Origin of the sequence: Streptomyces sp. N35 (assembly GCF_016464295.1) — a bacterium.
Taxonomy (GTDB): domain Bacteria; phylum Actinomycetota; class Actinomycetes; order Streptomycetales; family Streptomycetaceae; genus Streptomyces.
The window spans coordinates 62,925-87,952 of sequence record NZ_JAEIMH010000029.1 but is presented as its reverse complement, the minus strand read 5'-3'; the positions used below and the strand labels follow the sequence as shown (position 1 = coordinate 87,952).

At 70.4% G+C, this 25,028-nt stretch carries 21 protein-coding genes; 5 read left to right on the top strand and 16 right to left on the bottom strand.

Annotated features, from left to right (window positions below; all coding sequences use genetic code 11):
• Window positions 1–49 precede the first annotated feature (49 nt).
• Complete coding sequence (locus JAO81_RS18065; protein ID WP_199548891.1) at window positions 50–1,471, top strand: MFS transporter; 1,422 nt, start codon at window positions 50–52, stop codon at window positions 1,469–1,471.
• Window positions 1,472–1,545: 74 nt separating this feature from the next.
• Here the strand turns inward: JAO81_RS18065 and JAO81_RS18060 are convergent, their stop codons facing one another.
• The 9 genes from JAO81_RS18060 to JAO81_RS18020 all read right to left on the bottom strand — a co-directional run bounded on the left by JAO81_RS18060 (window position 1,546) and on the right by JAO81_RS18020 (window position 10,142).
• Window positions 1,546–3,018, bottom strand: coding sequence for an aminotransferase class I/II-fold pyridoxal phosphate-dependent enzyme (locus JAO81_RS18060; RefSeq protein WP_199548890.1), 1,473 nt, complete (start codon window positions 3,016–3,018; stop codon window positions 1,546–1,548).
• A 147-nt stretch (window positions 3,019–3,165) separates the two neighbouring features.
• Complete coding sequence (locus JAO81_RS18055; RefSeq protein WP_199548889.1) at window positions 3,166–3,432, bottom strand: GlsB/YeaQ/YmgE family stress response membrane protein; 267 nt, start codon at window positions 3,430–3,432, stop codon at window positions 3,166–3,168.
• A gap of 89 nt (window positions 3,433–3,521) precedes the next feature.
• Window positions 3,522–4,247, bottom strand: a complete 726-nt coding sequence (locus JAO81_RS18050; RefSeq protein ID WP_199548888.1) for a response regulator transcription factor — start codon at window positions 4,245–4,247, stop codon at window positions 3,522–3,524.
• 1 nt (window position 4,248) lies between these two features.
• Window positions 4,249–5,202 (bottom strand): HAMP domain-containing sensor histidine kinase, encoded by a 954-nt coding sequence (locus tag JAO81_RS18045; RefSeq protein ID WP_199548887.1) that lies wholly within the window; start codon window positions 5,200–5,202, stop codon window positions 4,249–4,251.
• 8 nt (window positions 5,203–5,210) lie between these two features.
• A complete protein-coding gene (locus JAO81_RS18040; protein ID WP_199548886.1) occupies window positions 5,211–6,461 on the bottom strand; it encodes a cation:proton antiporter in 1,251 nt (416 codons plus the stop codon).
• Window positions 6,462–6,466: 5 nt separating this feature from the next.
• Complete coding sequence (locus JAO81_RS18035; RefSeq protein ID WP_199548885.1) at window positions 6,467–6,937, bottom strand: cation:proton antiporter regulatory subunit; 471 nt, start codon at window positions 6,935–6,937, stop codon at window positions 6,467–6,469.
• A 267-nt stretch (window positions 6,938–7,204) separates the two neighbouring features.
• Window positions 7,205–7,837, bottom strand: coding sequence for an MBL fold metallo-hydrolase (locus JAO81_RS18030; protein ID WP_199548884.1), 633 nt, complete (start codon window positions 7,835–7,837; stop codon window positions 7,205–7,207).
• The gene (locus tag JAO81_RS18025) at window positions 7,837–8,925 is read right to left on the bottom strand and encodes an S-(hydroxymethyl)mycothiol dehydrogenase (protein ID WP_199548883.1); all 1,089 of its coding nucleotides are present in this window, start codon (window positions 8,923–8,925) and stop codon (window positions 7,837–7,839) included. The genes JAO81_RS18030 and JAO81_RS18025 overlap by 1 nt, the downstream gene beginning before the upstream one ends.
• A 209-nt stretch (window positions 8,926–9,134) precedes the next feature.
• On the bottom strand, window positions 9,135–10,142 hold the full coding sequence (locus JAO81_RS18020; protein ID WP_199548882.1) for a GlxA family transcriptional regulator: 1,008 nt from the start codon (window positions 10,140–10,142) through the stop codon (window positions 9,135–9,137).
• Between the two features lie 162 nt (window positions 10,143–10,304).
• Here JAO81_RS18020 and JAO81_RS18015 point away from each other — a divergent pair, with 162 nt between their 5' ends.
• Window positions 10,305–10,943 (top strand): HD domain-containing protein, encoded by a 639-nt coding sequence (locus JAO81_RS18015; RefSeq protein WP_199548905.1) that lies wholly within the window; start codon window positions 10,305–10,307, stop codon window positions 10,941–10,943.
• Window positions 10,940–11,416, top strand: coding sequence for a nuclear transport factor 2 family protein (locus tag JAO81_RS18010; RefSeq protein WP_199548881.1), 477 nt, complete (start codon window positions 10,940–10,942; stop codon window positions 11,414–11,416). Before JAO81_RS18015 ends, JAO81_RS18010 begins: the two co-directional genes overlap by 4 nt.
• Window positions 11,417–11,451: 35 nt before the next feature.
• Here the strand turns inward: JAO81_RS18010 and JAO81_RS18005 are convergent, their stop codons facing one another.
• The 7 genes from JAO81_RS18005 to JAO81_RS17975 all read right to left on the bottom strand — a co-directional run bounded on the left by JAO81_RS18005 (window position 11,452) and on the right by JAO81_RS17975 (window position 21,245).
• The gene (locus tag JAO81_RS18005; protein WP_199548880.1) at window positions 11,452–12,321 is read right to left on the bottom strand and encodes an NAD(P)-dependent oxidoreductase; all 870 of its coding nucleotides are present in this window, start codon (window positions 12,319–12,321) and stop codon (window positions 11,452–11,454) included.
• Window positions 12,322–12,328: 7 nt separating this feature from the next.
• Window positions 12,329–14,560 (bottom strand): FAD-dependent oxidoreductase, encoded by a 2,232-nt coding sequence (locus JAO81_RS18000; RefSeq protein WP_199548879.1) that lies wholly within the window; start codon window positions 14,558–14,560, stop codon window positions 12,329–12,331.
• Entirely contained in the window at window positions 14,557–16,869 is a 2,313-nt protein-coding gene (locus JAO81_RS17995; protein WP_199548878.1) for a hypothetical protein, read from the bottom strand. The genes JAO81_RS18000 and JAO81_RS17995 overlap by 4 nt, the downstream gene beginning before the upstream one ends.
• Before the next feature lie 76 nt (window positions 16,870–16,945).
• Window positions 16,946–17,827, bottom strand: a complete 882-nt coding sequence (locus JAO81_RS17990; RefSeq protein WP_199548877.1) for a carbohydrate ABC transporter permease — start codon at window positions 17,825–17,827, stop codon at window positions 16,946–16,948.
• Window positions 17,824–18,777: a carbohydrate ABC transporter permease gene (locus JAO81_RS17985; RefSeq protein WP_199548876.1), complete on the bottom strand. Its 954-nt coding sequence runs from the start codon at window positions 18,775–18,777 to the stop codon at window positions 17,824–17,826. The genes JAO81_RS17990 and JAO81_RS17985 overlap by 4 nt, the downstream gene beginning before the upstream one ends.
• A gap of 7 nt (window positions 18,778–18,784) precedes the next feature.
• A complete protein-coding gene (locus JAO81_RS17980) occupies window positions 18,785–20,122 on the bottom strand; it encodes an extracellular solute-binding protein (protein ID WP_199548875.1) in 1,338 nt (445 codons plus the stop codon).
• Window positions 20,123–20,243: 121 nt separating this feature from the next.
• Window positions 20,244–21,245 carry a LacI family DNA-binding transcriptional regulator gene (locus JAO81_RS17975; RefSeq protein ID WP_307813451.1) on the bottom strand — a complete coding sequence of 334 codons (1,002 nt, stop codon included), beginning with the start codon at window positions 21,243–21,245 and terminating at the stop codon, window positions 20,244–20,246.
• Between the two features lie 203 nt (window positions 21,246–21,448).
• Between JAO81_RS17975 and JAO81_RS17970 the strand changes: the two genes are divergently transcribed.
• Window positions 21,449–22,591 (top strand): mandelate racemase/muconate lactonizing enzyme family protein, encoded by a 1,143-nt coding sequence (locus tag JAO81_RS17970; protein ID WP_199548873.1) that lies wholly within the window; start codon window positions 21,449–21,451, stop codon window positions 22,589–22,591.
• Window positions 22,592–22,848: 257 nt separating this feature from the next.
• Window positions 22,849–24,942: a DUF6351 family protein gene (locus JAO81_RS17965; protein ID WP_233415534.1), complete on the top strand. Its 2,094-nt coding sequence runs from the start codon at window positions 22,849–22,851 to the stop codon at window positions 24,940–24,942.
• The last annotated feature ends 86 nt before the right edge of the window (window positions 24,943–25,028 follow it).

Here is a 25,028-nt window from a genome sequence, read left to right as displayed (position 1 = left end):
GCGCCCTCTCAGCGCACCCCCAACCGCACCAGCTCCCGAAGGAGCCGCCATGCTCACGCCTGCCCTGACGGCGCCCGCCCCCAAGCTCGGGCGGGCCACGCTGCTTGCCGTCTGCGCCTGCGTGATGGTGGCGCAGAGCATGGTGGCGGCGATCAACTTGCTGATCCCGCAGCTGAGTTCCTCGGCGCTGCACCCGTCCGCGTCCGAGATCATGTGGACGGTCGACGCGTACGTCCTCGCCTTCGCCGGTCTGCTGATCCCCGCGGGCGCGGCGGCCGACCGCTACGGGCGCAAGGGTGCGCTCCTGACCGGGCTCGCCCTGTTCGCGGCCGGTGCGATGACCAGCGCCCTGGCCGCCTCACCCGGTGTGCTGATAGCCGGCCGGGCGGTCTGCGGTGTCGGCGCGGCCCTGATCACCCCGTCCACCATGTCGATCCTCGTCCACCTCGGTGACACTCCGCTCCGCCGGGCGCGAGCGATGGCCGTGTGGACGCTGGCCATCGGCGTCGGCGGGGCGTTCGGCAATCTGGCCGGCGGGCTCGCGGGGCAGTTCCTCGGCTGGCGGGCCCTGTTCTGGCTGATGGTGCCGCTGGCGGGGGTGCTCGCCGGGTGTGTCGCGTACGCCGTCCCACGCACCGGGCGCTCGGCCCGGGGCAACCCCGACCCGCTGGGCACCCTGCTGGTCACCGCGGCGCTGTTCGCCCTGCTTTTCGGGATCATCGAGGGGCCCACGTACGGCTGGACGTCCCCCCGCGTCCTCGGCGCCTTCGCCCTGGGCGCCCTGCTCGCGACCGCCTTCGCACGGCACGCCCTGCGCTCCCCCGCACCGCTCTTCGACCCGCGTGTCTTTCGCGCACCGCGGCTGAGCGCGGCGGCGCTCGGTCTGGCCACCGGGTTCTTCGGCCTGTTCTCCCTCTTCTTCGTCAACTCGCAGTACCTGCAGGGCCTCAAGGGGTACGGTCCCGCACTGGCCGGCTTGGCGATCATGCCGGTCAGCGCGGGGATGGTCCTGGCGCCGAGGTTCGCGGCCCGCCGGCGCCTCCCCAAGCTCCCGGCTTCGCCCGAGCAGGGGAGACCCCCTTCGCCCCGGCCGGTGATCACGACCGGTCTGGCCCTCATCGGCGCGGGACTGCTCGCCGCCTCCACGGCCGGTGCGCACACCCCGTACGGCCTCTACGTGGTGTGGCTCCTGGTCATCTCCTTCGGCACCGGGATCTGTATGCCGGCCCTGACGATCGGCGTACTGGAGGCGCTGCCCCCGCACGCGGCCGGCCTCGGCTCCGGACTCGGCACCTCCGCAAGGGAGTTGGGCGCCGCCCTGGGCGTCGCGGTGACCGGGACCGTCCTGTCGGCGGACGGCGGGGACTACGGCGCGGGGATGTCGTCGGCGCTCAGGGTGGTGGGGGCGGTGGTGCTGGTGTGCACGGTGATCGTGTGGTGGGGGTACGGCAGGCGCGGTCAGCAGCCGTGACAGGACCGGCCGTTGTCCTGACGCCCGTCAGGCGCCGACCGCGCTCCTGGCCATCGGCGGCGTGGGCTCCCGGTTCACCGCTCCGCGACGACCCGGATCGTGCGCAAGGCGGGGTCGGCGGCGTCGGGGACGTTCATGCCGGCCTCGATGCCCGTACGGAGATAGGTCAGGACCACGTCGGTGAGCCGCTCACCGGGCAGGACCACGGGGATGCCCGGCGGATACGGGGTGAGCATCTCCGCCACGACCCGGCCCGCGGCCTGCTCGGCGGGGACGTCCTCGGCCGGTCCGAAGTACGCGTCGCGCGGCAGGAGTTCCTGCACCAGACGCAGCTCGGCGGGTTGCGGGACCCGCACCTGGCGCACAGGGAGCAGCGACGGGGCGCGGTGGACCAGGTCGCGCAGCGCGGTCAGCAACCGGCCGGTGGTGTCGTGGTCGTCGGCGTGGGTGAGCTGGGCGCTGACGCAGCGGTGGTCGGCCAGGTGGACGTCGATATGGTGCCGGGCGCGCAGCCAGTCCGCAGCGCGGTATCCGGTGAGTCCCAGGCCCGTGACGTCGACGACCACGGGCAGCGGGTCGAAGCCGTCGGCGCGGCCGGGTCCGCAGTAGTCCTCGCGGCGGTCGACCCGCAGACCGTCGAGGGCGTCGATGGACTGCCGTGTGGTGTGGGCGAGTTCGAGTGCGGCGCCGAGAAGTTCGCGACCGTGCAGGGCCATCTGGCGGCGCCACGCGTCGATGCCCGCGTACAGGAGCACGGACGGGCTGGTCGTGCCGAGCAGATCCGCGCGGGAGGCGAGCGCGGCCGGGTCGACGAGATCTCCCTGGAGATGGAAGACGGAGCCCTGTTCGAGGCCGCTGCCCATCTTGTGGATGCTGGTGACGCACACGTCGGCGCCCGCGTCCATCGCCCAGGCCGGCAGATCGGGGTGGAACGGCAGATGGGCGCCCCATGCCTCGTCCACGATCAGCGGCCGGCCCTGCCGGTGGCAGACCGCGGCGATGGCGGAGAGGTCGGCGGTGGTGCCGTACGGGGTGGGGCTGGTGACCAGCGCACCGCGGGCCTCGGGGTGGTCGGCGAACGCCTTGGCGACGGTGGCGGCGGACGGCGGGTGCGCGAGATGCCGTTCGGGGTCCCACCGGGGCTCCAGCCACACGGGTTCGATGCCGGCCAGGATCAGCCCGGCCACCACGGACTTGTGCGCGTCACGGCTGATCAGGAGGGAGTCGTGCGGGGCCGCGACCGTCAGCATGGCGGCCTTGACCGACAGGGAACTGCCGCACGTCGAGAAGAAGGTGTGCTCGGCGTGCACGGCATCGGCCATCAGGTGCTCGGCCCGCTGCAGGACCTGCCCGCGCATGCGCCGGTCGTCGAGCCCGCCGGACGCGAGCACGTCGCCGAGGTACACGGCGTCCCCGAGCACCGCCCGCGCCTCGGGATCAGCACCGCGCGCCTGCTTGTGCCCCGGTGGCGTGAAGCCGAGTTCATGGTGGTCGCGGTAGGCGGCGAGGGCTTGCAGGACGGGGGCCTGGGTGTGGTCGAGTGGCATGCGCGTGCGGGTACCTCAAGGGGCGGGGGTCCATGCGGCCGGGGTGTCGCCCCGGCCGCATGGACCCCCGCCTCTCTTCCCCTGACGTCAGCGCCTGCTCCATGACGTCAGCCGCTTCCGCGCGACGTCAGGGCCTTCTGCGCGACGTCAGCGCCGACGCAGCTTGACCCGGTCGATAGCCGCGACACCCAGGGCCGCCAGAGCGATCTGGATGAGCCACTCGCCCCAGTCCACCCCGTCGGTGTCCGCCACTCCGAGCCCGCCCGCGATGGCTGTGCCGATCAGGGCCGCGACGATGCCGACGAGGATCGTCCACAGAATGCCGATGCGCTGCCGTCCGGGCAGCACAAGGCGTCCGATGACGCCGATCACGATGCCGATCACGATGGCGCTGATCAGACCTGAAATCTCCATCACTGCCCCTTTGTTGTGACCCTCGTGTGCCGAGTGCCCCTCACCAGGGGTGCCAATCGCCCTCGGCGGCTCTAGCCGCCGCGGGCGTGTCAGGGCTCGATCAGGCCCGTGCGGATGGCGTACCGGGTGAGTTCGAGGCGGTCGCGCAGGCCGAGTTTCTGCAGCATGTTGGCGCGGTGCCGTTCGACGGTCTTCACGCTGATGCACAGGAGCCGGGCGATCTCCTTGGAGGTGTGGCCCTCGGCGACGAGCTTGAGCACTTCCTCCTCGCGTTCCGTCACGGCCCGGTCCGGAAGCGGTTCGCCGTTCCGCGCCCGCTGGAGGTAGTCGCGGATCAGGGTGGTCATGGTTCCCGGGTAGAGGAAGGGTTCGCCTCGCATGGCCGCCCGGCAGGCGTCCACCAGGTCACGGTCGGCGACGGACTTGGGTACGTAGCCGCTGGCTCCGGCTTTGAGCGCCTCGAAGAAGTACTGCTCGTTGTCGTACATCGTGAGCATCAGAATGCGCAGGTCCGGCTGGGTACGGGCCAGTTCACGGGCGGCCTGCAGTCCGGTCATCCGAGGCATCGCGATGTCCAGGACGGCGAGGGCCGGACGGTGGGTGCGCGCCATGGCCACGGCTTCGGCACCGTTGTCGGCTTCCGCCACGACTTCGAGGTCCGGTTCGCTGTCGAGGATGAGCCGCACCCCGCGCCGTACCAACGCGTGATCGTCCGCGAGCAGGACGCGGATGGGCCCCGGGGCGGTCGGGGCGGTGTGCGCCTCGCCCACGGACGAGTCGGTGGGCGTCTCGCGCACGATCGGGTCGCCGTCCATGTCACGCGGTTCCTTTCGCCGGCGGCACGGTCATCCGGACGCGGGTCCCGCCGCCGGGTGCCGGGCCGATCGACAGGTCGGCACCGATGAGCAGGGCGCGCTCACGCATTCCGCGGATGCCGGATCCCTCCGGCGCCCCGCCCGTGCCGCCGCCGTTGTCGTCGACGGTGAGCTCCACCCCGTACACCTCACGCAGCAGGCGTACGTCGACCTCGGTCGCGCCGGCATGCCGTGCCGCGTTGGTCAGGCTCTCCTGGGCCACGCGGTACAGGACGAGTTCGGCCTGGTCCCCGAGCGCGGGCAGGTCCGGGGCGTACGCCCGCCGGACCGTGAGCCCGGAAGGGGCCGAGATCTCATGGGCGAGCGCGGTGAGTGCGCTGGTCAGGCCGAGCTCGTCGAGGACGCCCGGCCGCAGTCCCCGGGCGATCCCGCGGATCTCGTCGAGACCGGCCCGCGTGGTCTCCTGCACGCGGTGCAGATCCTCGCGCAGCGGCTCGGGGACCTGGTCGGCGAGCCGCTTCAGGTCGAGGAGCACGACGGTGAGGGTCTGGCCGACCTCGTCGTGCAACTCCTGGGCGATACGGCGCCGTTCCGCCTCCTGCGCGGAGAGCGCGAGCGCGCTGCTGGCCGCGCGTTCGGCCTCGAGCCGGTCGAGCATGGTGTTGAACGTGACGATGAGGCCGGCGATCCCGCCTGTGCCGGAGACCTCGAGGCGCCTGCCGGGCCGCAGCAGATCCGTCGTGGTCATCGCCCGCGTGAGCCGCTGCAGCGGGGCGAGGCCGAGACGGAACAGCACCGCGTTGGCGGCCAGCATCACCACCACTCCGGCCACGGCGATCACGGCCTCGGTGAGCAGCACGGGGGTGGAGACCGTGACCGGTCCGAGCAGCAGCAGCGCCGCGGCCGTGAGCAGCACCACGGCGTTCAGCAGGAAGATCCGCCAGAACAACGACACGAGCCGCCCTACCCCTGCCCCCGGTGATCCGCGGCCGGTTCCGCCTCGGGGCCGGCGGGTGCGACGGCGGCCGGGACCTTCGGCGGCGGCGGTCCCGCAGGCGTGCGGTCCTTCGTCAGGCGTGCGGCCAGGGGCTGTGTGTAGCGCGCGGTCAACGGGCCGATCACGACGAGGATCAGGACGTACGCGGTGGCGAGCGGCCCCAATTGCGGTTCGATTCCGGCCGTGACGGCCAGTCCGGCGATCACGATCGAGAACTCGCCGCGGGCCACCAGTGTGCCGCCCGCCCGCCAGCGTCCCTTGACGGCGATGCCCGCGCGCTTGGCGGCCCAGTAGCCGGTGGCGATCTTCGTACAGGTGGTGACCACGGCGAGGACGAGTGCGGGCAGCAGCACCGGCGGGATGCTCGCCGGATCCGTGTGCAGGCCGAAGAAGACGAAGAACACCGCCGCGAACAGATCCCGCAGCGGCGAGAGCAGCGCATGGGTGCCCTCGGCGACCTCGCCCGACAGCGCGATGCCCACCAGGAACGCGCCGACCGCCGCCGAGACCTGCAGCTGCTGCGCGATGCCCGCCACCAGGAGCGTCAGGCCGAGCACGACCAGGAGCAGCTTCTCGGGGTCGTCGCTGGAGACGAAGCGCGAGATGAGCCGCCCGTACCGCAGGGCGATGAAGAGGACGGCCCCCGCGACCCCCAGGGCGATCCCGAGTGTGACGGCGCCGACGGCGAGGCTCACGCCCGCCAACAGGGCGGTGATGATGGGCAGATAGACGGCCATCGCGAGGTCTTCGAGAACCAGGATGCTGAGGATCACCGGCGTCTCGCGGTTGCCGAGGCGGCCCAGGTCGCCGAGCACCTTCGCGATCACGCCGGACGAGGAGATCCAGGTGACGCCGGCGAGGACCACCGCGGCCACCGGCCCCCAGCCGAGCAGCAGGGCCGCGGCCGCGCCCGGCAGTGCGTTGAGCGAGAAGTCGACGAGTCCGGCCGGGTACTGGGTCTTCAGATTCGATACGAGGTCACTGGCGGTGTACTCCAGGCCCAGCATCAACAGGAGCAGGATGACGCCGATCTCGGCGCCGATGGCCACGAACTCCTCGCTCGCGCCGAGCGGCAGCAGGCCTCCTTCGCCGAAGGCCAGACCGGCCAGGAGGTAGAGCGGAATCGGGGAGAACTGCAGCCGCCCGGCGAGCCTGCCGAGCAGACCGAGGCCCAGGATGATCGCGCCGAACTCTATGAGAAAGACAGCAGAGTGCATGGGGCTCAGTCACGTCCGAGTATCGAAGCGGCCGCGTCCACGCCTTCGCGCGTACCGATGACGATGAGGGTGTCCCCGCCGGCGAGCCGGAAGTCGGGCGTCGGCGAGGGGATCGCCTCGGCCCGGCGCAGCACGGCGACGACGGACACACCGGTCTCCGTACGCAGCCGTGTGTCGCCGAGGACACGACCGTTCCAGTGCGAGTGGGCCGACACCTCCATGCGCTCGGCCACCAGGCCGAGATCGGTGGTGTGCAGCAGGTTCGGGCTGTGGTGCGCGGGCATCAGGGCGTCGATCACGGCCGCGGTCTCCGCACCCGTCAGGTGCACTGCCTGGGCGCAGGCGTCGGGGTCGTCGCCGTGGTAGACGTTCACGGTCCGGGTGCCGTCGCGGTGTGCGACCACCGACAGGTGATGGTGTGCGCGGGTGGTCAGGTCGTAGCGGACACCGATCCCCGGCAGGGGTGTCGTACTCATCCGTGGAGCGGGCACAGCCCGGCCCCCCTCACCACTGCTCAGGACCTCTGGGCCCCGGCGGCACCGGTGTCAGCCCACCGGTGCCGCCGCAAACCAGCCATCCTGCCACCCCGGGACAGTGACCGGATATGGGTGTCGGCACGGATGGACACGCCACTGATGTTTTGCATCCCGGCGTTGCACCGCTTCAGTGCCGACGCGATTCCGTGCCGACGCGATTCCGTGCCGACGCGATTCCGTGCCGACGCGGTTCCGTGCCGACGCGGTTCAGTGCCCGCGCGCGATCCATTCCTCCAAGTGGGGCGCCTCGTCACCGATGGTGGTGTCCTCGCCGTGCCCGGTGCGCACGACGGTCGTGGCGGGCAGGGTCAGGAGCCGGTCCCGGATGGAGCGGATGATCGTCGGGAAGTTCGAGAACGAGCGCCCGGTGGCTCCGGGGCCGCCCGCGAACAGCGTGTCGCCGGTGAACACCATGGCGAGCTGCGGCAGATACAGGCTGATCGCTCCCGGGGCGTGGCCGGGGGTGTGCAGCACCTGCAGCTCGGTACCGGCCACCTCGATGCGCTGGTTGTCGGAGAGATAGCTGTCGGGTTCGCGGTCCTGATGGGTCTGCTTCCACAGCACGCGGTCGTCCAGGTGGAGCAGGATCGGTGCGCCGGTCGCCTCGGCGAGCGCGGGAGCCGCGTTGATGTGGTCATTGTGCGCGTGGGTGCAGACGATCGCGGTGAGCCGGCGTTCACCCAGCGCGGCGATGATGGCCCCGGCGTCGTGGGCCGCGTCGATCACCACCGCCTCGTGGTCGTCGCCGATGATCCAGACGTTGTTGTCGACCTCCCAGCTGCCGCCGTCGAGCGCGAACACGCCCGAGGTGACGACACGTTCGACCCGTACACCCGCCATCAGAGGATCACCACCGAGCGCAGGACATCTCCCTTGTGCATACGGGCGAAGGCCTCCTCGACCCCGTCAAGGGCGATGGTCTCGCTGACGAAGGCGTCGAGGTCCAGGCGCCCCTGCCGGTACAGGTCGATGAGCAGCGGGAAGTCGCGGGAGGGCAGGCAGTCGCCGTACCAGGAGGACTTGAGGGAGCCGCCGCGTCCGAAGACGTCGAGCAGCGGCAGGTCGATCCGCATCTCCGGCGTGGGCACGCCGACCAGGACCACGGTGCCCGCCAGATCCCTTGCGTAGAAGGCCTGTTCATACGTCTCGGGGCGGCCGACCGCCTCGATGACGACATCGGCGCCGAAGCCGTCGGTCAGCTCGCGGATCGTCTCGACCGGGTCGCTCGTACGGGAGTTGACCGTGTGGGTCGCGCCGAGCTCGCGGGCCGTGCTCAGCTTGCGGTCGTCGAGGTCGACGGCGATGATCCGCGCCGCGCCCGCCAGACGTGCGCCGGCCACGGCCGCGGCGCCGACTCCGCCGCAGCCGATGACGGCCACGGAGTCGCCGCGGCCCACTCCCCCGGTGTTGATCGCGGCGCCGATGCCCGCCATCACACCGCAGCCGAGCAGCCCCGCGGCGGCCGGGGACGCGGCCGGGTCGACCTTGGTGCACTGGCCCGCGGCCACGAGGGTCTTCTCGGCGAAGGCGCCGATACCGAGGGCGGGCGACAGCTCGGTGCCGTCCTCGGCGAGCGTCATCTTCTGCCGCGCGTTGTGCGTGTCGAAGCAGTACTGCGGGCGACCGCGCCGGCAGGCACGGCACGTGCCGCACACCGCACGCCAGTTGAGGATCACGAAATCGCCGGGGGCCACATCGGTCACACCAGGACCGACCTGTTCGACGATCCCGGCCGCCTCGTGTCCGAGGAGGAAGGGGAACTCGTCGTTGATGCCGCCCTCGCGGTAGTGCAGATCGGTGTGGCAGACGCCGCACGCCTGCACCTTCACCACGGCCTCACCCGGGCCCGGGTCGGGGACGACGATGGTCTCGATGCGTACCGGTTCGCCTTTGGCGCGGGCGATGACGCCCCGTACGTGCTGTGGCATGGAGAAAGATCCTTTCGGTGGGCGGGTGGAGCGGCTCTGCGGTCAACTCGCACTGCGGACGCGTACCGGCAGATGTGCCCACGATCGCAGGGTGTTGTTGAGGTGGCGGCGTGGCGGGCCCGTGAGTTCCAGGTGTGGGACGGCGCAGGGCGCGCGAGCGGCCGTGAACCCGCGCCGACCCCGCCCAGGAACTGCGAGGAGCTGCCGCGCTACGACTCCCCGGTGACCCGGCTCCCCCGGGACCCGCCGGGTGTCGTCGTACGGAATCGCGCGCGGTACGCCGAGGGCGTCACGCCCAAGTGGCGCAGGAACACCCGGCGCAGGGTCTCGTCGCTGCCGAGGCCGCTGAGGCGGGCCGTGGCGGTGACCGTCTCGCCCGCGTCGAGGAGGGTCCGCGCGGCTTCGAGGCGGACCGACTCGACGTAGCCGCCGGGTGTGTCACCGATCTCCTCGTTGAAGAGCCGCGTGAGATGGCGGGCGCTGAGGCCGGCCCGGCGGGCGAGTTCCGGCAGGGAGTGGTCGGCGGCCGGGTCCGCGGCGATGGATCTGAGGAGTGCGGTCAGGGTGCCGTGCCGCGGCGTCGGGGTGCGCGCGGCCACGGAGAACTGCGACTGCCCGCCCGGGCGTTGGAGGAAGACCACCAGATCGCGGGCGACTTCACGGGCCAGATCGGGCCCTTCGTCGGCCTCGACGAGAGCCAGGGCGAGATCGAGTCCCGCGCTCACGCCCGCCGAGGTGTAGATCCGCCCGTCCCGTACGAAGATCGCGTCACCGTCCACGTCGATGTCGGGGTGGCGGCGCGTCAGCGTCGTCGTGTGCCGCCAGTGCGTGGTGGCGCGCCGCCCGCGCAGCAGTCCCGCCTCGGCGAGCGCGAAGGCGCCGGTGCACACGGACGTGGTGCGCCAGGAAGCCGAGTGCAAGGTCCGGACGGCGTCGAGCAGACCGGCCGGCAGCCGCTGCGGAAGTCCCGGGGAGCCCGGCACGATCAACGTGTGGACGCGCCCGGCCAGTTGACCGACCGGGTCCGTGAGCAGCCGGGTCCCGGCGGAGGTGGTGACGGGGCCGCCGTCCGGGGACAGCAGGGCCACCTCGTAGCGGGCGCCCAGACCGGCCGCCGTGCTGAACACCTCCAACGGCGCCGTGACGTCGAGCAACCGCACACCCTCGTACGCGAGTACGGCAACGGTGCGGGGTAGGGGGCGCTCACGGGTGCTCATACCCCCAGGCTAGCGCCGCGCCTTGTCCATATGTGTGGGATTCCTGTCCAGATGGACATGGTGCGGCGGCATGCCTGGGCGGCAGGCTGAAGGCATCGCAGCAACGGCACCACACCCCCTGCCTCGACCGCAGCACCCGCCAAGGAGCCGACCGTGACCACCGTGACCCCACGTATCGCCGATATCGAGATCCCCGACAGCGTGCTCGCCAGGGAGGCGACCGAACTGGTCCGCGACACCGCGAGCACCCTGCTCTACGACCATTCACGCCGCGTCTACCTCTTCGGCGCCCTGCGCGGCCGCCGCCGCGGCCTGGACTTCGACCCCGAACTCCTTTACGTGGCAGCCCTGTTCCACGATGTGGGGCTGACGCCGAAGTACGCCACGTCCGAGCGGCGCTTCGAGATCGACGGCGCCGACGCGGCCCGCGACTTCCTGCTGCGGCACGGCCTGGCACCCGAGCGGGCCAGGACCGCATGGACGGCCATCGCGCTGCACACGACCCCGGAGATCCCGTACCACATGGAGCCGGAGGTGGCCCTGGTCACCGCGGGCGTCGAAGTCGACGTCCTGGGGCTCGGGTTCGACGAGACCACGCAGGAGCAGCGGGACGCGGTCGTGGCCGCGCATCCGCGCCCCGACTTCAAGCGCCGGATCCTGGCGGCGTTCACCGAGGGCATCGCGCACCGCCCCGACACCGCGTTCGGCAACGTCAAGGCCGATGTCCTCGCCCACTTCTCACCGGGCTTCGTACGCACCGACTTCGTGACCGTCATCGAGAACTCGCAGTGGTCGCAATGATCTCACCTCAGGACACCCGACTGCGGCCGCCGGTCCCGCCGTTCACCGAGGCGGACGCCCTCGCCAAGGTGCAGGCAGCCGAGGACGCGTGGAACACCCGCGACCCCGACCGCGTCGCGCTCGCCTACACGCCGGACTCGGTCTGGCGCAACCGCGACTCCTTCGTGACGGGCAGGGACGGGATCCGCGCCTTCCTCGCCGCGAAATGGGACCGCGAACTCGACTACGCGCTGCGCAAGGAGCTGTGGTCCTTCGGCGACGACCGGATCGCCGTACGTTTCCAGTACGAGTGGCGCGACGCGTCCGGCGGACACTGGCGCTCGTACGGCAACGAACTGTGGGAGTTCGACGCCCACGGCCTGATGCGCCGCCGCGAGGCGAGCATCAACGACGTCCCGATCCGGGCGGACGAGCGACGGATCCAGGGCCCCCGGCCGCCGCGCGAGCACGGGTCCGCACTCCCTCTGGAGTGAGGGAGCGCGGACGCGCCCACAGGGAATGCATCAGGTCAGTGACCCTTGTCGACGGCCTCGAGGTCGACAAGATTCCTGGCCGTGAACCCCAGGAGCCTGCGCGCCGCCGAGGTGTCGACCGGGGCCGCGCGGCCCGGCAGCGGGCGGCGCAGCACCGTGCCGGGGTGGTAGCGGCGCAGCAGTTCCTCCGTCGGGTAGGGGACGATGATCTCGGGGGCGCAGAGGTGCACCGCGTGCGCGCCGCTGCCCCGCACGCCCAGCGCGAGCAGGGCCGCTCTCGCCGCGTCGTGGACCTCGAGGTACGTCCACAGGTCCCTGGCGCCGGCGGCCGGGTCCGCCGTGAGCCGGGCGGCGTGCGCGAGCAGCCGTTCCTCGAAGCCGCCCACGTACGGATAGCGCAGGCACACCACGCTCATGCCGTGCCGTCGCGCCATCATCCGCGCGGTCAGCTCGTCGACCTGTTTGGACAGGCCGTAGGCGTCGTCGACCTGGGACTCCATCGCCTCGTCGACCGGAACGTACGGCGGATGCGGGTTCTCGGCCGCGGTCCAGGGCAGACCGGTGACACACCACGAGCTCGCCAGTGCCACGTGCCGGATCCCGGCCCGGCCGGCCTCCTCGAGGACGGTGAAGGTGGTCAGGCTGTTGGCCGTGAAGACCTCGACCGCGGTGTTGCGTTCGGGAGTTGGGATCGCGGCCAGGTGGATGACCGCGTCGGCGCCCTCCAGGGCCGCCCGTACGGTCTGCGCATCGGCCGCGTCGCCGGTCACGACCAGGCGGGCCGGCAGGTCACCGGGGTCGTCGAGGACCAGGGCGTTCGCCGCGAACCCGCGTTCGGCCAGCAGCGTGAGGACCGCTCGCCCGATCCGTCCTGCGGCCCCGGTGACAAGGACTCTCGCAACCATCGCGCCGTCACTCCCCCGCCGCGTAGGCGCGTACGGCGACGAGGTGCGCCGAGTCCGTGCCGTTGGTCGCTTCGACGACGATCCGGACGGCCGACGTGGTGACCGGCTCCGACGGCCTGTGCGACCGGCGGCGTCGCCGGTTGCGATCCGCGCGGGCGATCACGCGCCAGGTGCCGTCCGCGTCCCGCGCCTCGACGCGGTAGTCGCACAGGAGGGTGGGGAGGGTGTCGAAGGGGGTGCGGTGGTGGTGCAGGTTGATCAGGTCCTCGTTGACGTCGTCGTCGGCGATGACCTCGATACGGCCCAGGGTGACCGGTTCGGGCCAGGTGAGCGAGAGCCAGGGCGAGGGATCGTCCGCCAAGGATGCGGAGACCCACATATGCGGTCCCGCGTACGGGCGGGCGTAGCCGTCGACGGCCTTGGCCGGGGCGTACGCCGCCGTCTCCCCCGTACGGAAGCAGAAGGTACGGCGCAGCAGACCGGCGTCCGTCCACTCGCGAAGGAGCTGCGGGGATTCGTCCTGCGGACGCAGCGGGACTCGCGTGAAGCACAGGACGCCGGGGGCCGGCCGGTCGGCGCGGTGCAGGGTGACCGCGTCATTCGCGCGCAGGACGAGGAAGGCGTTGCGCGGGGTGTCCGGGGACCAGTCGAGGCCGGTCTTGAGCCATTGCCGGCGGCCTGCGGCGACCGGCAGCGTGGTGGTGGTGACGAGGCGGCGCGGGACGTAGTTCTGGCCGAGTTCGGGGTCGTACAGGTCGATCACGAGCTCGGTCTCACGGTCGGCGTCGACCAGGAGTTCAAGGCCGGTGAGGTCCGGGTCGACGGGAAGGACGAGTCCGGCGTCCGCCGCGAGCGGCCACAGCTCTCCGGAGTCCTCGACCGCCAGACAGGACAGGGCGGATGACGCGCTGGCGGTCGCCCGCAGCGCCAGGTCCTCCGGGTCCGTCGAAGCCAGCCCGATGAGCGAGGCGTCCTGACGCAGCAGCACCCGCTGCAGCTCGGGTACGGAGAGCTCGCGCGGCGCGACCTCCCCTGCGGCACACAGCGCCGCCGCCGTGCCGGCCGCCTGCCCGATCGTGGCGCAGGTCGCCATGACCCGGGTCGAGCCGAACGCGACATGACTGGCGGAGATGTTCCGCCCGGCGAACAGCAGATTCCCGGTGTTCACCGAGTACAGGCTGCGGTACGGGATGTGGTAGATCCCGTCCGCGTAGAGCTGCCGGGCTCCCGACTCGGTGGCGTACATGCCCTGCGGCGGATGCAGATCGATCGACCAGCCGCCGAAGGCAACCCGGTCGGCGAACTCCGTCTGCCCGAGAATGTCCCCCTGGTGCAGCACGTAGTCACCGAGAAACCGCCGGTACTCCCGCTTCCCGGGCACCGACCCCACCCACTCCAGGGTCATGTTCGCCGCGTCGAACTCGCCCGAATTCTTGATGTGATCCCAGATCCCGTAGATCACGGACCACAGCTCGTCCCGGATCCGCTCGTTGTCGTGCACCGTGTCCAGCTCTCCGCCGAACTCGATCCACCAGTACGCACACCCGTTGTCCCCCGCCTTGATGATCCGCCGCTGCGGGATGGAGGTGGTGCCGATGTCCTTGGCGAAGTCCGGCGGCACGAACTTCACCGGACGCCCGGCGTCCTTCGTGTAGAAGAGCAGCGTGGACCCGAGAGTGATGCCGTCGGCCGACTCCGGGGCCCACGCCTCGTCGAATTCGTTCCGCGCCTCACGGCCGATGCGGTGGCGGGCGCCCGCGAGGTGGCCGATCAGGCCGTCTCCGGTGCAGTCGAGGAAGACGGGGCTCTCGAAGCGGATCCGCCGCTCGGAGCCCATCATCCAGCCGGTGACCGAGGTGATCCGCCTGTCGTCGTCCGGGCCTTCGGCCGCCACCTCGCGCACATCGGTGTTGAGGTAGAGCGTGATGCCGGGCTCGGCACGTACCGCGTCCAGGACCACGGCGTCCCAGTAGTACGGGTTCCCGTCCGGGTTGCGGTACTGGTTCTCCACGAGCAACTCGCCCATGATGCCGCCCTCGCGGGCGTTGTGGTTCTTGCCATGGCCGGTCGCGCCGCACACCCAGACGCGGACCTCGCTGCTCGAATTGCCGCCGAGTACCGGCCTGTTGTTGATCAGCGCGACGGTCCGGCCGAGGCGGGCCGCGGCGATGGCCGCGCAGACCCCGGCCAGGCCGCCGCCGACGACGGTGATGTCATGCCGTGCGGTTTCGTTCCTCATGCGGTGCGTCCCCTGGTTCCGGGCTTGCGGTCGGGATCGGCGGAGAGACCGTAGTAGATGCGCGGGGCGCCGTCGACGGTGAGTGTGACCTTGCCGCCGGAGGCGTTCAGTGAGCGTTCCTGACCTATGCAGTTGAGCTCGCGCACGGTGCCTGCGGCCGCTTCGGCCACGACCTGGGTCCTGGTCGTCCAGGTGTCGACCCACGGCTCCGGCGACGCGTACCAAAGATCGTCACCGTGTGCGGAGTTGAGGACGTAACCGTCCTTACGGCTCCAGATGACCGACAGCGGGCCGTCGGGAGTGGTGAAGAGAAGGCCCTTGATGTCCTGGTCCGAGAAGGCGAGATGACGGACGAACTCGGCCTGGTCCAGGACCCGGGCGGCGGTCGCGAAGGCGAGCAGCGACGGCTTGGCGCTCGTGTCGCGGTTCATCAGGCCGTAGTGGTACTCGGGGTTGGCCGGGTCGGCCTCCTGCGGGTGGTGGATGACCGAGTCGTGCAGCTGGTACCAGTTGACGGCGCGCACCTTCTCCGACTTGGCGAGGGCGAGCGAGAGCAGCGTGTTCTCGGCGGCGTGCCGGTAGGTGTCGCTCCACCACACGTTGGGGCGGGTGGGCGCGTACGCCTCGGTGATCCAGAGTTCCTTGTCTCCGCCGTACTCCGCCATGACCTGCCGCGCCTTGCGCAGGGCGCCGAGGAAGTTCCAGTACGTGCCGGACGAGCCCTGGGTCCACTCCTCGGGCGGCGGCGCGAAGTCGGGCGTGAAGTTGCCGCGGCCGGGGTGGAAGGCGAAGACGTCGATGAGGTCCCAGCCGCCCGCGTCGTGGAAGTTCTTGGTCCAGATGTGGTCCATGCCGCCGAGGCCGGCGTTCATGACCTTCATCGTGGAGCCGGCCGCGGCGAGGCGGGTGGTGACCTGGCGCAGGCCGTCGCGGACGTAGGCGTCGGCGCCACGGCCGGACATCCAGGGCTGGTTGACCTCGTTGCTGACCTCGAAATACGCGGCGTCGGCGGCGAGGGCCTTGGCGACGTTGGTGTCGGCCCAGGCGGCGATCTGCTCGGGGCTGCCGCCTACGGGGATGCCGCTGAGCTGCACGTTGTGGCCGATGCCGTTGGCGTCAAGGGTCGCGATGTCGATACCGGGGGCGCCCTCGTAGGCGATCCGGATCCACTTGATGCCGAGCGTCTTGACCAGGCCGAGTACGGCTTCCTTGTCGGGCCGGAGCAGCCAGGGGTAGTTGGCGAGGCCGAACATCGACTCCTTGCCGGCCTGGTACGTGAACTCCGGGAGCACGCTCAGATTGGTGCGGGCGATGGCCCGGTCGGCGCCGCTGACCGCCTCCACACCGGTGAACACGATGTTCTGCGAGGGCGAGGTCAGTGGGAAGGAGGCGTTCCAGGCGGCGCCTGCCGCGAGGTCCTCGCAGAGGGTCCCGCCACCGATCTTCTTGCCTGCGAAGTCCCTTGCCCACCAGGTCAGGGTCACCTTCTTGGCGGCCTGCGACCCGTTGACGACCTGCCCCCGGCGCGGCAGCGCCCGCCGGGCCCCTTTGTAGAGGTTGAAGGCCTGGTCGGGCCACACCTCCAGGCCGGGCGGCCGCCCGGCGGCGATCGTGCCCGCCGCGCGCGGCCGCAGGTCGCCGAGGACCAGATCGGCCTCGGTGACGGCGGTGGACGCGCCGGTCGAGGTGCCTGGCGCATGGATCCATGTGGCGTTCGTACTGGCGGGGTTGGTGGACGAAAGGCAGAAGAAGCCCTTCGCTCCTTCCCACGTCTCCACGTACGTACCGCCCGCGTTCACCTCGTACGGGATGCCGCCCCGGGCGTCCCGCTCCCAGACGGTCAGCGCTTCGTACGCCTCCGGCGCGCTCGCCCCGTACACCGTGCGGGAGAACTGGAACCCGGACGGGGTGAGCGTGCCGGAGCCCGCGACCTCCCACTTCAGGTGCGCCTTGCGCGCGGTGACGTCGAAGATGCCGCGCACGGTGACTCCGGGCGCGCTGGTCCCCATCGTGTACGTGACCTGGATCGCGGGCCGTCCGTCGGGGAGCGTGATCAGGGCGGGGCTGCCGCCGAAGGTGCGCTGCTGGCCGAGCGCGGAGTCCTTGATCATGAAGTGGCTGAGGAGGATCCGGTCGGTTCCCGCACCGTCCCGGACGAGGACGCTGCCGTCGCTGCGGCCGACCAGTGTGATGCCGGCGGCCTCGACGGTGACCGGCTCCGCGGCCGCGTACGCGGGAACGTTGGGCAGCAGCGCGGCGCCCGCGGTGAGGGCCGTGCCCTGGATGACTCTGCGTCGGGCGACTGACATGGAGGTGCCCTTCTGTTGGTCCGGGTGGGGTCGGGGCTCAGCCCTTGACGTCCCTTGGCCCGGGTGGCGGTGGGGCTCAGCCCTTGACGCCGGTGAAGCCGAGCCCGGCGACGATGTACTTCTGGCAGACGACGAAGACAAGGACCGGCGGGGCCACGGCGAGGACCATCGCGGCGATCAGCTGGTCCTGCGGGGCCTGCGTGGCGAGTTGCGCGAGCGCGACACTGATCGGCTGCTTCTCGGGGTCGGTGATGGCGACCAGCGGCCAGATGAAGTCCTTCCAGGAGTGCATCACCGCGAGCAGGCTGATCACGGCGAGCACCGGCTTGCTCATCGGCAGCACGATCCTGGTGAGCAGCTGCCGGGTGCTCGCCCCGTCGACCCGTGCCGCGTCGAACAGCTCCCTGGGCAGGGCGTCGAAGAACTGCTTGGCGAGCAGCACCGTGAAGGCGTTGGTGCCGGCGGGCAGCCAGATCGCCCAGTACGTGTCACCCAGGTTGAGGTGCAGGAACGGCACGTCGATCACGGTCATGAAGAGGCTGACCATATTCACCGTGTACGGCACGAACATGGTGGCCAGGATCGCGCCGTAGACGACCTTGCCGAACTTCGGGCGGAGCACGGAGAGCGCGAAGCCCGCCGTGGCCGAGACGAAGAGCTGCACGAACCACGATCCGCCGACCACCAGGAAGGTGTTCATCAGATACCGGCCGACGCTGAGGTCGGTGTACGCGGTGGCGAAGTTGCCGAGCGCAGGCCGGTCCGGCCACAGGGCGAGCGGCTGGGTGGTGAGCTCGGTGGGCGGGGAGACCGCGCCCTTGAACATCCAGTACAGCGGTCCGATGCCGATGAGCAGCAGCAGGATCAGGGTGAAGACCTGGAGGGAGCGCACGGCGGCGCGGACCCCGGGCCGTTGCCGGTCGTTCGTCGAGACGAACGTGGTGAGTGCTGTGGTCATGACGTGCTCCAGCTGCGGGTGGCCCGCAGATACACCGCGGAGAGCAGGGCGAGGGCGAGCACCATCAGGAAGGAGAGGGCGGCGGCCTGGCCGTACGCACCGTCCTGGAAGGCGTAACGGAAGATCAGCAGCAGGACCGTGAGGGTCGCGTTGTCGGGGCCGCCGCCGGTGAAGACGTACGGCTCGGTGAAGACCTGGACCGTGTTGACCAGCTGCACGAGGAGCAACAGGCCGATGACGGGACGGAGTTGGGGCAGCATGACATGCCAGATGCGACGCCAGATGCCGGCGCCGTCGACCTCGGCGGCCTCGTAGAGCTCGCCGGGGATGGAGACCATGGCGGCGAGGTAGATGAGGACGGCGCCGCCCATTCCGGCCCAGGTGGCTTCCAGGACGAGCGAGAGCATGGCGCTGTCGGAGGACTCCAGCCAGGGGTACGGGCCGAGGCCGATCTTGCCGAGGATGTTGTTGAAGAGGCCGCTGCCGGGGTCGTAGAACCATTTCCAGAGCAGGATCGCCACGACCGGCGGGATGACGACCGGCAGGTAGACGAGGAAGCGGTAGACGCCCGCGCCGCGTCGCACGGTCGACATGACGGCGGCGAGGATCAGTGGCGCCGGGAAGCCGATCAGCAGGCCGAGGGCCACGAAGAAGAGGGTGTTCCCGACGGCGGTGGCGAGCAGCGGATCGTCGAAGAGCGCCCGGAAGTTGTCCAGGCCGACCCAGACGGCCGGCTCCACGAGGTTGGTGCGCTGGAAGCTGATCAGCAGGCTGCGCACGATCGGCCACCAGGCGAAGAGCCCGAAGACGAGCAGTGCGGGAACGAGGAACAGCCAGGCCGTGAGCTGTTTACGGGCGCCGGTGCCCCGTCCGCGCCGCATCGGCGGCGCCTTCGGCACGGGCTCCTTGGACACCGCGGCGGGACTCCGGGAGTCGGTGAGCAGACTCATCGGCGGGCTACTTCTGGTCCGCGGCGAGCTGCGCATTGACGTCCTTCTCCGCGGAGGCGAGGAGGGAGTCGATGTCGGCGTCGCGCCGGGTGAGCACGGCCTGGACCACCGGATCAAGCGCGGTGTACAGCTTCTGCGCCTGGTACGGCGGCTCCGGCTTCAGCTCCAGCGTCGCGAGCCCGTCGACGTACGGCTTGAAGTGGTCCAGTTTCACGTTCACGTACGGCTTGATCGCGGCGTTGATCGCGGTCTGCCGCTTCTGGTCGAAGACCGGCAGGGTCGGTACGCCCACCGCGGACTTCGGGTCGGCCGAGAGCGCCTTGGCCTGGGCGGCGGCGATCTCGGTGCTGTACTGCGGCTTGGCGTAGGCGAAGGTCAGCCACTCGACGGCCGCTGCCGCATGCTTCTTGTCGGCGGACTTCGGGACCATGTAGATATCGCCGCCGGTGAGGGTTGCGTCGCCGCCGGACTGCGGCATCGGGGCGGCCCCGAAGGCGTCGGTGTTCTCCATGCCGAACTGCATCTTCGCCAGGCGGTACGTCCCCGGGCTGCCCATGAACATGCCGACCTGTCCGGCCGCGAACTGCTTGATCACATCGTTCTGGTTGACCAGCAGCGACTTGCCGAGCGAGTCGTCCTTCCAGCGCATGTCCTTCAGCAGCCGCAGCGCCTTCTTCGTCGGCTCCCCGGTGAGCGTGGCGGTGTACTTGCCGCCCTCCTGCTTCTGCAGCTCGCCGCCGAAGGCGTACGAGAGCATCGTCAGCTGCCAGCCGCCCTGGTTGTCCTTGGACTCGTGGACGAAGCCCGCCTTGCCGGTCCTCTCGCTGATCTGCTCGGCGGCGGTACGGACCTCCTCCCAGGTGGCCGGCGGCTTGTCGGGGTCGAGACCGGCCTGCTCGAACAGCTCACGGTTGTAGACCAGGCCCTGGGCGTACGGGTTCTGCGGTACGCCGTAGACATCACCGCCGTCGTCGGTGAGCTGCTGGAGCACCTTCGGGTTGAACTCATCGAAGTGCTGCCACTCCTCGAGCTGCCCGGTGATCGGCTGGACCTGCTTCTGCCGGATGAGGCGCTGCGGCTCGGTCAGCGGCACCTTGATGACGTCCTCGATGCTGCCGCCGGAGAGCTTGGCGGAGAAGGTCAGCGGGTCGAAGACCGTGGTGGAGCCCTTGACCTTGATGCCGGGGTGGGCCTTCTCGAAGTCGGCGACCTGCTGTTTGAAGAGGGCGAGGCCCGGCTTGTCGGTGGCCGGGGGCATCCCCTGCACCCGCAGGACGAGATCGCCGGAGGTGTCGGCGCTGGTCGGGGTGAGGGAGGAACAGCCCGCGAGGGTCACGGTCAGCACCGTGCAACCGAATATGGCGGCACAGCGGAGGTTTTTGGGCATGACGGCTCCAGAGAAGGGCATGGGTGGGCTCGGTGCGGCGAGGGAGGTGACGGACTCGTCTTGCGGGGTGCGCGGTCGATCAGCGGGCGGGCGCGGGGCCCGTCGAGGCGCGCGGGATCAGCCGGGAGCCGATCTCCACGAAGCCAGGCGTGGCATCACGTCCCTTTGCGCCACGACCCGTTGAGCCGGCGATCGTCTCGATCAGGAGGTCTCCCGCACGGGTGGCGATCTCCTCGGGGTCGATCCTGATGGTGGTGAGGCTGGGGGTGGAGACGGACGCGAGCAGTGTGTCGTCGATGCCGATGACGCTCACGTCGCCCGGCACGCCCACTCCGAGGTTGGCCATCTGGTGCAGTACGCCGAGGGCGACCAGATCGTTGTGGGCGATCACGGCCGTCGCCTCCAGGGCGGAGACCAGGGTGGCGGCGTGCACTCCGGTCTCGAACCGCGGCTCGTACGGGCCGAGTTCGGTCAGCGAGAGGTCGAGCGCCTCGAAGGACTCCTGGATGGACTTGCCGCGGCTCAGCTCGGCACGCGAGGCGTTGACGAAGACGCAGCGGCGATGACCGTACGCCTTCAGCAGTTCGGCGGCCTGCGAGATGCCGGCGGTCAGGGAGATCCGGACCTCGGGGATGCCCGGCACATGGCGGTTGACCACGACCAGCGGCATCCGGTCCGCCAGCTCGTGGAGGCGTTCCTCGGTGAGGGTGGAGGCCCACAGGATCAGGCCGTCGACCCGCTTCGACACCGCCGCGATGGTGGCCAGTTCATCCGCCTCGCGCTCGTCGCTGTCGGCGACCAGGACCGTGTAGCCCTGGCGCCGGGCGCGGGCCTGCATCGCCTTGATGATCGGCGGGAAGAACGGGTTGGCGATGTCCGGGACGATCAGACCGAGCGTTCCGGTGCCGCCGCCGCGCAGTGAACGGGCCGCCGGATTGGCGGAGTAGCCGAGCTCGGCCGCGGCGTCGAGGATCCGCTGCCGGGTCGCCGGCTGCACCTGGTCGGGTGCGGTGAACGCACGGGAGACCGTCGACACCGAGACCCCCGCGGCGCTCGCCACCTCCCGGATCGTGACTGCCACGGACCGCCTCCTCATGATCTGGATCCTGCGAATGCCGTGATGCTCGCGAACGTTTCCATGATGTGTCAAGAGGTGCGTCGGAACCCGTTCCTCGATGAAATCCCAGTAGCTGCAAGGGTCTTGCGCTTCGGATCGATCGCCACCAATGATGCGTTCGCGAGAAGGATGCCGAAGTTGCGGGAACGTTTTCATAGAGGAGCGGAATGAAGATCACCGGCCTGGAAGTACTGACCCTCCCCGATCACGGCGACAGCATGATGCTGGTCGTCGTCGACACCGACGAGGGCATCCACGGCCTGGGCGAGGTCGGCATCCGGTCCCGTCAACGGGCGGTCGCCGGGGGCCTGGAGCACCTCGCGGAGCTGATCGTCGGCGAGGACCCGCGACGGATCGAGCACCTGTGGCAGGTGATGTTCCGGCGCGGCTTCTTCCCCGCCGACCGCGTACTCGGCGCCGCCATCGCCGCCGTGGACGTGGCCCTCTGGGACATCCGCGGCAAGGCGCTCGGCGTCCCGGTCCACGAACTGCTCGGCGGCCGGGTACGTGATCACGTACCGGCGTACATCCATGTCGGCGACGGCTACCACGACCGCGCCTGGTTCCTGGACCGCTGCCGCGAACTGGTCGCCGAGGGCTGGCGCCATCTGCGGTTCGCCTCGCCGCACGACGCCGATGGCACACTCGACGCCCGCCGCTGTCTGCGTGACTCGGTCACCCTCTTCCACCAGGTACGCGACGCGGTCGGCGAAGAGGTGGAGCTGATCCTCGACGTCCACACCCGCCTGGACCCGCCGGAGGCGCTGACCCTGTGCCGCGAGATCGAGGCGGCCCGCCCGTACTTCGTCGAGGACCCGCTGCGCTGCGAGAACCCGGACAGCTACCGCATGCTGCGGGCGCGGACCGGCGTACCTCTGGCGGCAGGCGAACAGTACGGCTCCAAATGGGAGTTCAGGACCCTGATCGAGGATGAGCTGATCGACTACGCACGGGTGGACGTCGGGGTCGCCGCCGGCCTCACCGAGGCAAAGAAGATCGCGGCGATGGCGGAGGCCCACCACATCAAGCTCGCCACCCACAACCCGCTCGGCCCGGTCACCGCCGCCTCCTCGCTCCAGCTCAACCTGGCCTGCCCGAACGTGGCGATCCAGGAGCACCAGACGGACCCCGATCCGGAGATCGCCGCCCTGTTCACCGCACGGCCGACGATCGCTCCGGGGCGGGTGGAGCTGAGCGAACTCCCCGGCATCGGGGTCGACATCGACCGCGAGGCGGCACGGCGCTACCAGGCCAAGGCGGACGAGCGGCCGCATCTGCGCACATCGGACGGCGCGTTCACCAACTGGTAGTCCCTCGGCCCCTGTTCATGTCCCCGGCCGCGCTGTTCATCTCTCCGGCCTCGGTTCACGCCTCCGTCCCCTGCTCACATCTCCGGGCCCTGTTCGCACCTCCGTCCCCTGCTCACATCTCCGTCCCCTGCTCCCATCCCCGGCCCCTGTTCGCATCCTGTGCACGCATTCCCACTCCACGAAGTGAGGCGAGTTCCGTCGTGTCATTCACAAGAGCCGCGAGACCGGTCAGGCGAGGCCTTGCCGGCCTGGCGATCATGGGCCTGCTCGTCGGCGCGACAACGGCGCAGGCCAGCAGCCTGGAAGGCGGGCAGCTCCAGGTGACGGCCCTGTCGTCACGGCCCGGCACGGTCTCGGGCGACGACGCCCTGATACGCGTCGGGGTGCCCGCGTCGACACCGGCCGGCACGGTACGGGTCGAGGTGGGCGGCCGGGATGTGACCTCGGCCTTCAGGACCTCCGGCGACAACACGCTGACAGGCCTGATCAAGGACCTGTCCCAGGGTGACAACCTCCTCACGGCAAGCGCCCCGGGAGCGGAATCCGGGCAGCTGACCCTGACGAACCACCCGGTCACCGGCCCGGTCTTCTCCGGACCGCACGAGCAGCCGTTCGTCTGCGACACCGCCGAGTTCAAGACGATCACCGGCGTCTCCCTCGGGCCGCCGCTCGACCAGGACTGCTCGGTCAGGACCCGCGTCGACTACATGTACCGCACCACGGCCCGCACGTTCGTCCCCCTGCCCGACCCGGCCGTACGGCCCGCCGACCTCGCGACCGCCACGACGAGTACCGGCGAGAAGGTCCCGTACATCGTCCGCGTCGAGACCGGCACCATCAACCGCGCCATCTACGAGACGGCCGTACTGCACGATCCGCAGTCCCCCGACCCCGACCCGCTGCAGCGCGGTCCCGGCTGGAACGGTCGTCTGGTGTACGGCTTCGGCGGGGGCTGTTCGGGCGGCTGGTACGTCCAGGGCCGCAACACCGTCGGCATCATGAACGACGCGTATCTGAGCAAGGGGTACGGCGTCGCCTCGTCCTCCCTCAACGTCTTCGGCAACAACTGCAACGACGTCCTGGCGGCCGAGACCATGAGCATGGTCAAGGAACGCTTCGTGGAGACGTACGGCGAACCAGCCTTCACCATCGGCAACGGCTGCTCCGGCGGCTCGTACCAGACCCATCAGATCGCCGACAACTACCCGGGGCTGCTCGACGGCATCCTCTCCGGTTGCAGCTTCCCCGACGTCGGCTTCGGGACGGTCCAGACGCTCAGCGACGCACAGCTCCTGAACCACTACTTCACTCAGGTCGCGCCCGACGCGTTCACGCGGGAGCAGCAGCGGGCGGTCTCCGGGTTCGGGAAGTGGGAGAGCATCGGCAGCCTGGCCAGGGCGGCCGGACGGATCGACCCGACGGTGTACTGCCCGGCCCAGCTGCCCACGGAACAGCGTTACGATCCCGCGGCCAACCCGGGCGGTGCGCGCTGTGACGTCTACAGCCACACCGTGAACGTGTACGGCAAGGACCCGGAGACCGGGAAGGCGCGCAGGCCGCTGGACAACACGGGGATCCAGTACGGGCTCCAGGCCCTGAACGACAAGACCATCGACATGGACCAGTTCATCGACCTGAACCGGCGTATCGGCGGACTCGGCTCCGACGCCGAGCCGGTCGCTGCGCGTACCGCCGCGGATCTCGTGGCGGTACGGCTCGCCTATCGCACGGGCCGTCTGCTCAACGGCGGTGGCGGCCTCGCGAACGTGCCGATCATCGACTACCGCGACTACGTGGACGACGCGGCGACCGGTGACATGCATATGCGTTTCCACTCGTTCTCCACCCGGGCACGGCTGGACAAGGCCAACGGCACGCACGCCAACCAGGTCATGCTGACCCGCGCCAGCGGGCACGGGTTCACGCTCGCCGGGATGGTGTCCGACATGGACCGGTGGCTGACCGCCATCAAGGGGGACGCGGGGAACGGCGCCCCCATCGACAAGATCACCCGGAATCGGCCGGCGGGGCTCACGGATGCCTGCTGGACACGCGGCATCGGCGCGCAGAAGATCGAGGAGCCGCAGGTGGAGGGCATCGGCACTACGGCATGCAACACGCTCTACCCGGTGTGGACCTCGCCTCGGATGGTCGCCGGGGCCGATGTGGCCAACGACATCGTGAAGTGCCGCAAGCGGCCCGTGACCCCTGAGGACTATCAAGTCCCGGTAACCGACGGGCAGTTGAGCACACTGAAGGCGATCTTCCCCTACGGCGTCTGCGACTGGTCCGTTCCCGGGGCGGGACAGCAGGGCCTCGCCGGAACATGGCTCTCCTTCGGCCCGAACTGACCGGAACCGACAGTCGGCCGAGCAGGCAGACCTCCACGAACGCCAAGGAGCCGCTCGCGCCGCCCGATGAGAACGGACGGCGCGAG

Bases quoted from the DNA above. Each gene is read 5' to 3' on its own strand.
- JAO81_RS18005 (WP_199548880.1), bottom strand. From the start codon at position 12,321: ATGGTTGCGAGAGTCCTTGTCACCGGGGCCGCAGGACGGATCGGGCGA.
- JAO81_RS18020 (WP_199548882.1), bottom strand. From the start codon at position 10,142: ATGAGCACCCGTGAGCGCCCCCTACCCCGCACCGTTGCCGTACTCGCG.
- JAO81_RS17970 (WP_199548873.1), top strand. From the start codon at position 21,449: ATGAAGATCACCGGCCTGGAAGTACTGACCCTCCCCGATCACGGCGAC.
- JAO81_RS17985 (WP_199548876.1), bottom strand. From the start codon at position 18,777: ATGAGTCTGCTCACCGACTCCCGGAGTCCCGCCGCGGTGTCCAAGGAG.
- JAO81_RS18040 (WP_199548886.1), bottom strand. From the start codon at position 6,461: ATGCACTCTGCTGTCTTTCTCATAGAGTTCGGCGCGATCATCCTGGGC.
- JAO81_RS18010 (WP_199548881.1), top strand. From the start codon at position 10,940: ATGATCTCACCTCAGGACACCCGACTGCGGCCGCCGGTCCCGCCGTTC.
- JAO81_RS17990 (WP_199548877.1), bottom strand. From the start codon at position 17,827: ATGACCACAGCACTCACCACGTTCGTCTCGACGAACGACCGGCAACGG.
- JAO81_RS18050 (WP_199548888.1), bottom strand. From the start codon at position 4,247: ATGGACGGCGACCCGATCGTGCGCGAGACGCCCACCGACTCGTCCGTG.
- JAO81_RS18030 (WP_199548884.1), bottom strand. From the start codon at position 7,837: ATGGCGGGTGTACGGGTCGAACGTGTCGTCACCTCGGGCGTGTTCGCG.
- JAO81_RS18000 (WP_199548879.1), bottom strand. From the start codon at position 14,560: ATGAGGAACGAAACCGCACGGCATGACATCACCGTCGTCGGCGGCGGC.
- JAO81_RS18025 (WP_199548883.1), bottom strand. From the start codon at position 8,925: ATGCCACAGCACGTACGGGGCGTCATCGCCCGCGCCAAAGGCGAACCG.
- JAO81_RS18065 (WP_199548891.1), top strand. From the start codon at position 50: ATGCTCACGCCTGCCCTGACGGCGCCCGCCCCCAAGCTCGGGCGGGCC.
- JAO81_RS17965 (WP_233415534.1), top strand. From the start codon at position 22,849: ATGGGCCTGCTCGTCGGCGCGACAACGGCGCAGGCCAGCAGCCTGGAA.
- JAO81_RS18055 (WP_199548889.1), bottom strand. From the start codon at position 3,432: ATGGAGATTTCAGGTCTGATCAGCGCCATCGTGATCGGCATCGTGATC.
- JAO81_RS17995 (WP_199548878.1), bottom strand. From the start codon at position 16,869: ATGTCAGTCGCCCGACGCAGAGTCATCCAGGGCACGGCCCTCACCGCG.
- JAO81_RS18060 (WP_199548890.1), bottom strand. From the start codon at position 3,018: ATGCCACTCGACCACACCCAGGCCCCCGTCCTGCAAGCCCTCGCCGCC.
- JAO81_RS18035 (WP_199548885.1), bottom strand. From the start codon at position 6,937: ATGAGTACGACACCCCTGCCGGGGATCGGTGTCCGCTACGACCTGACC.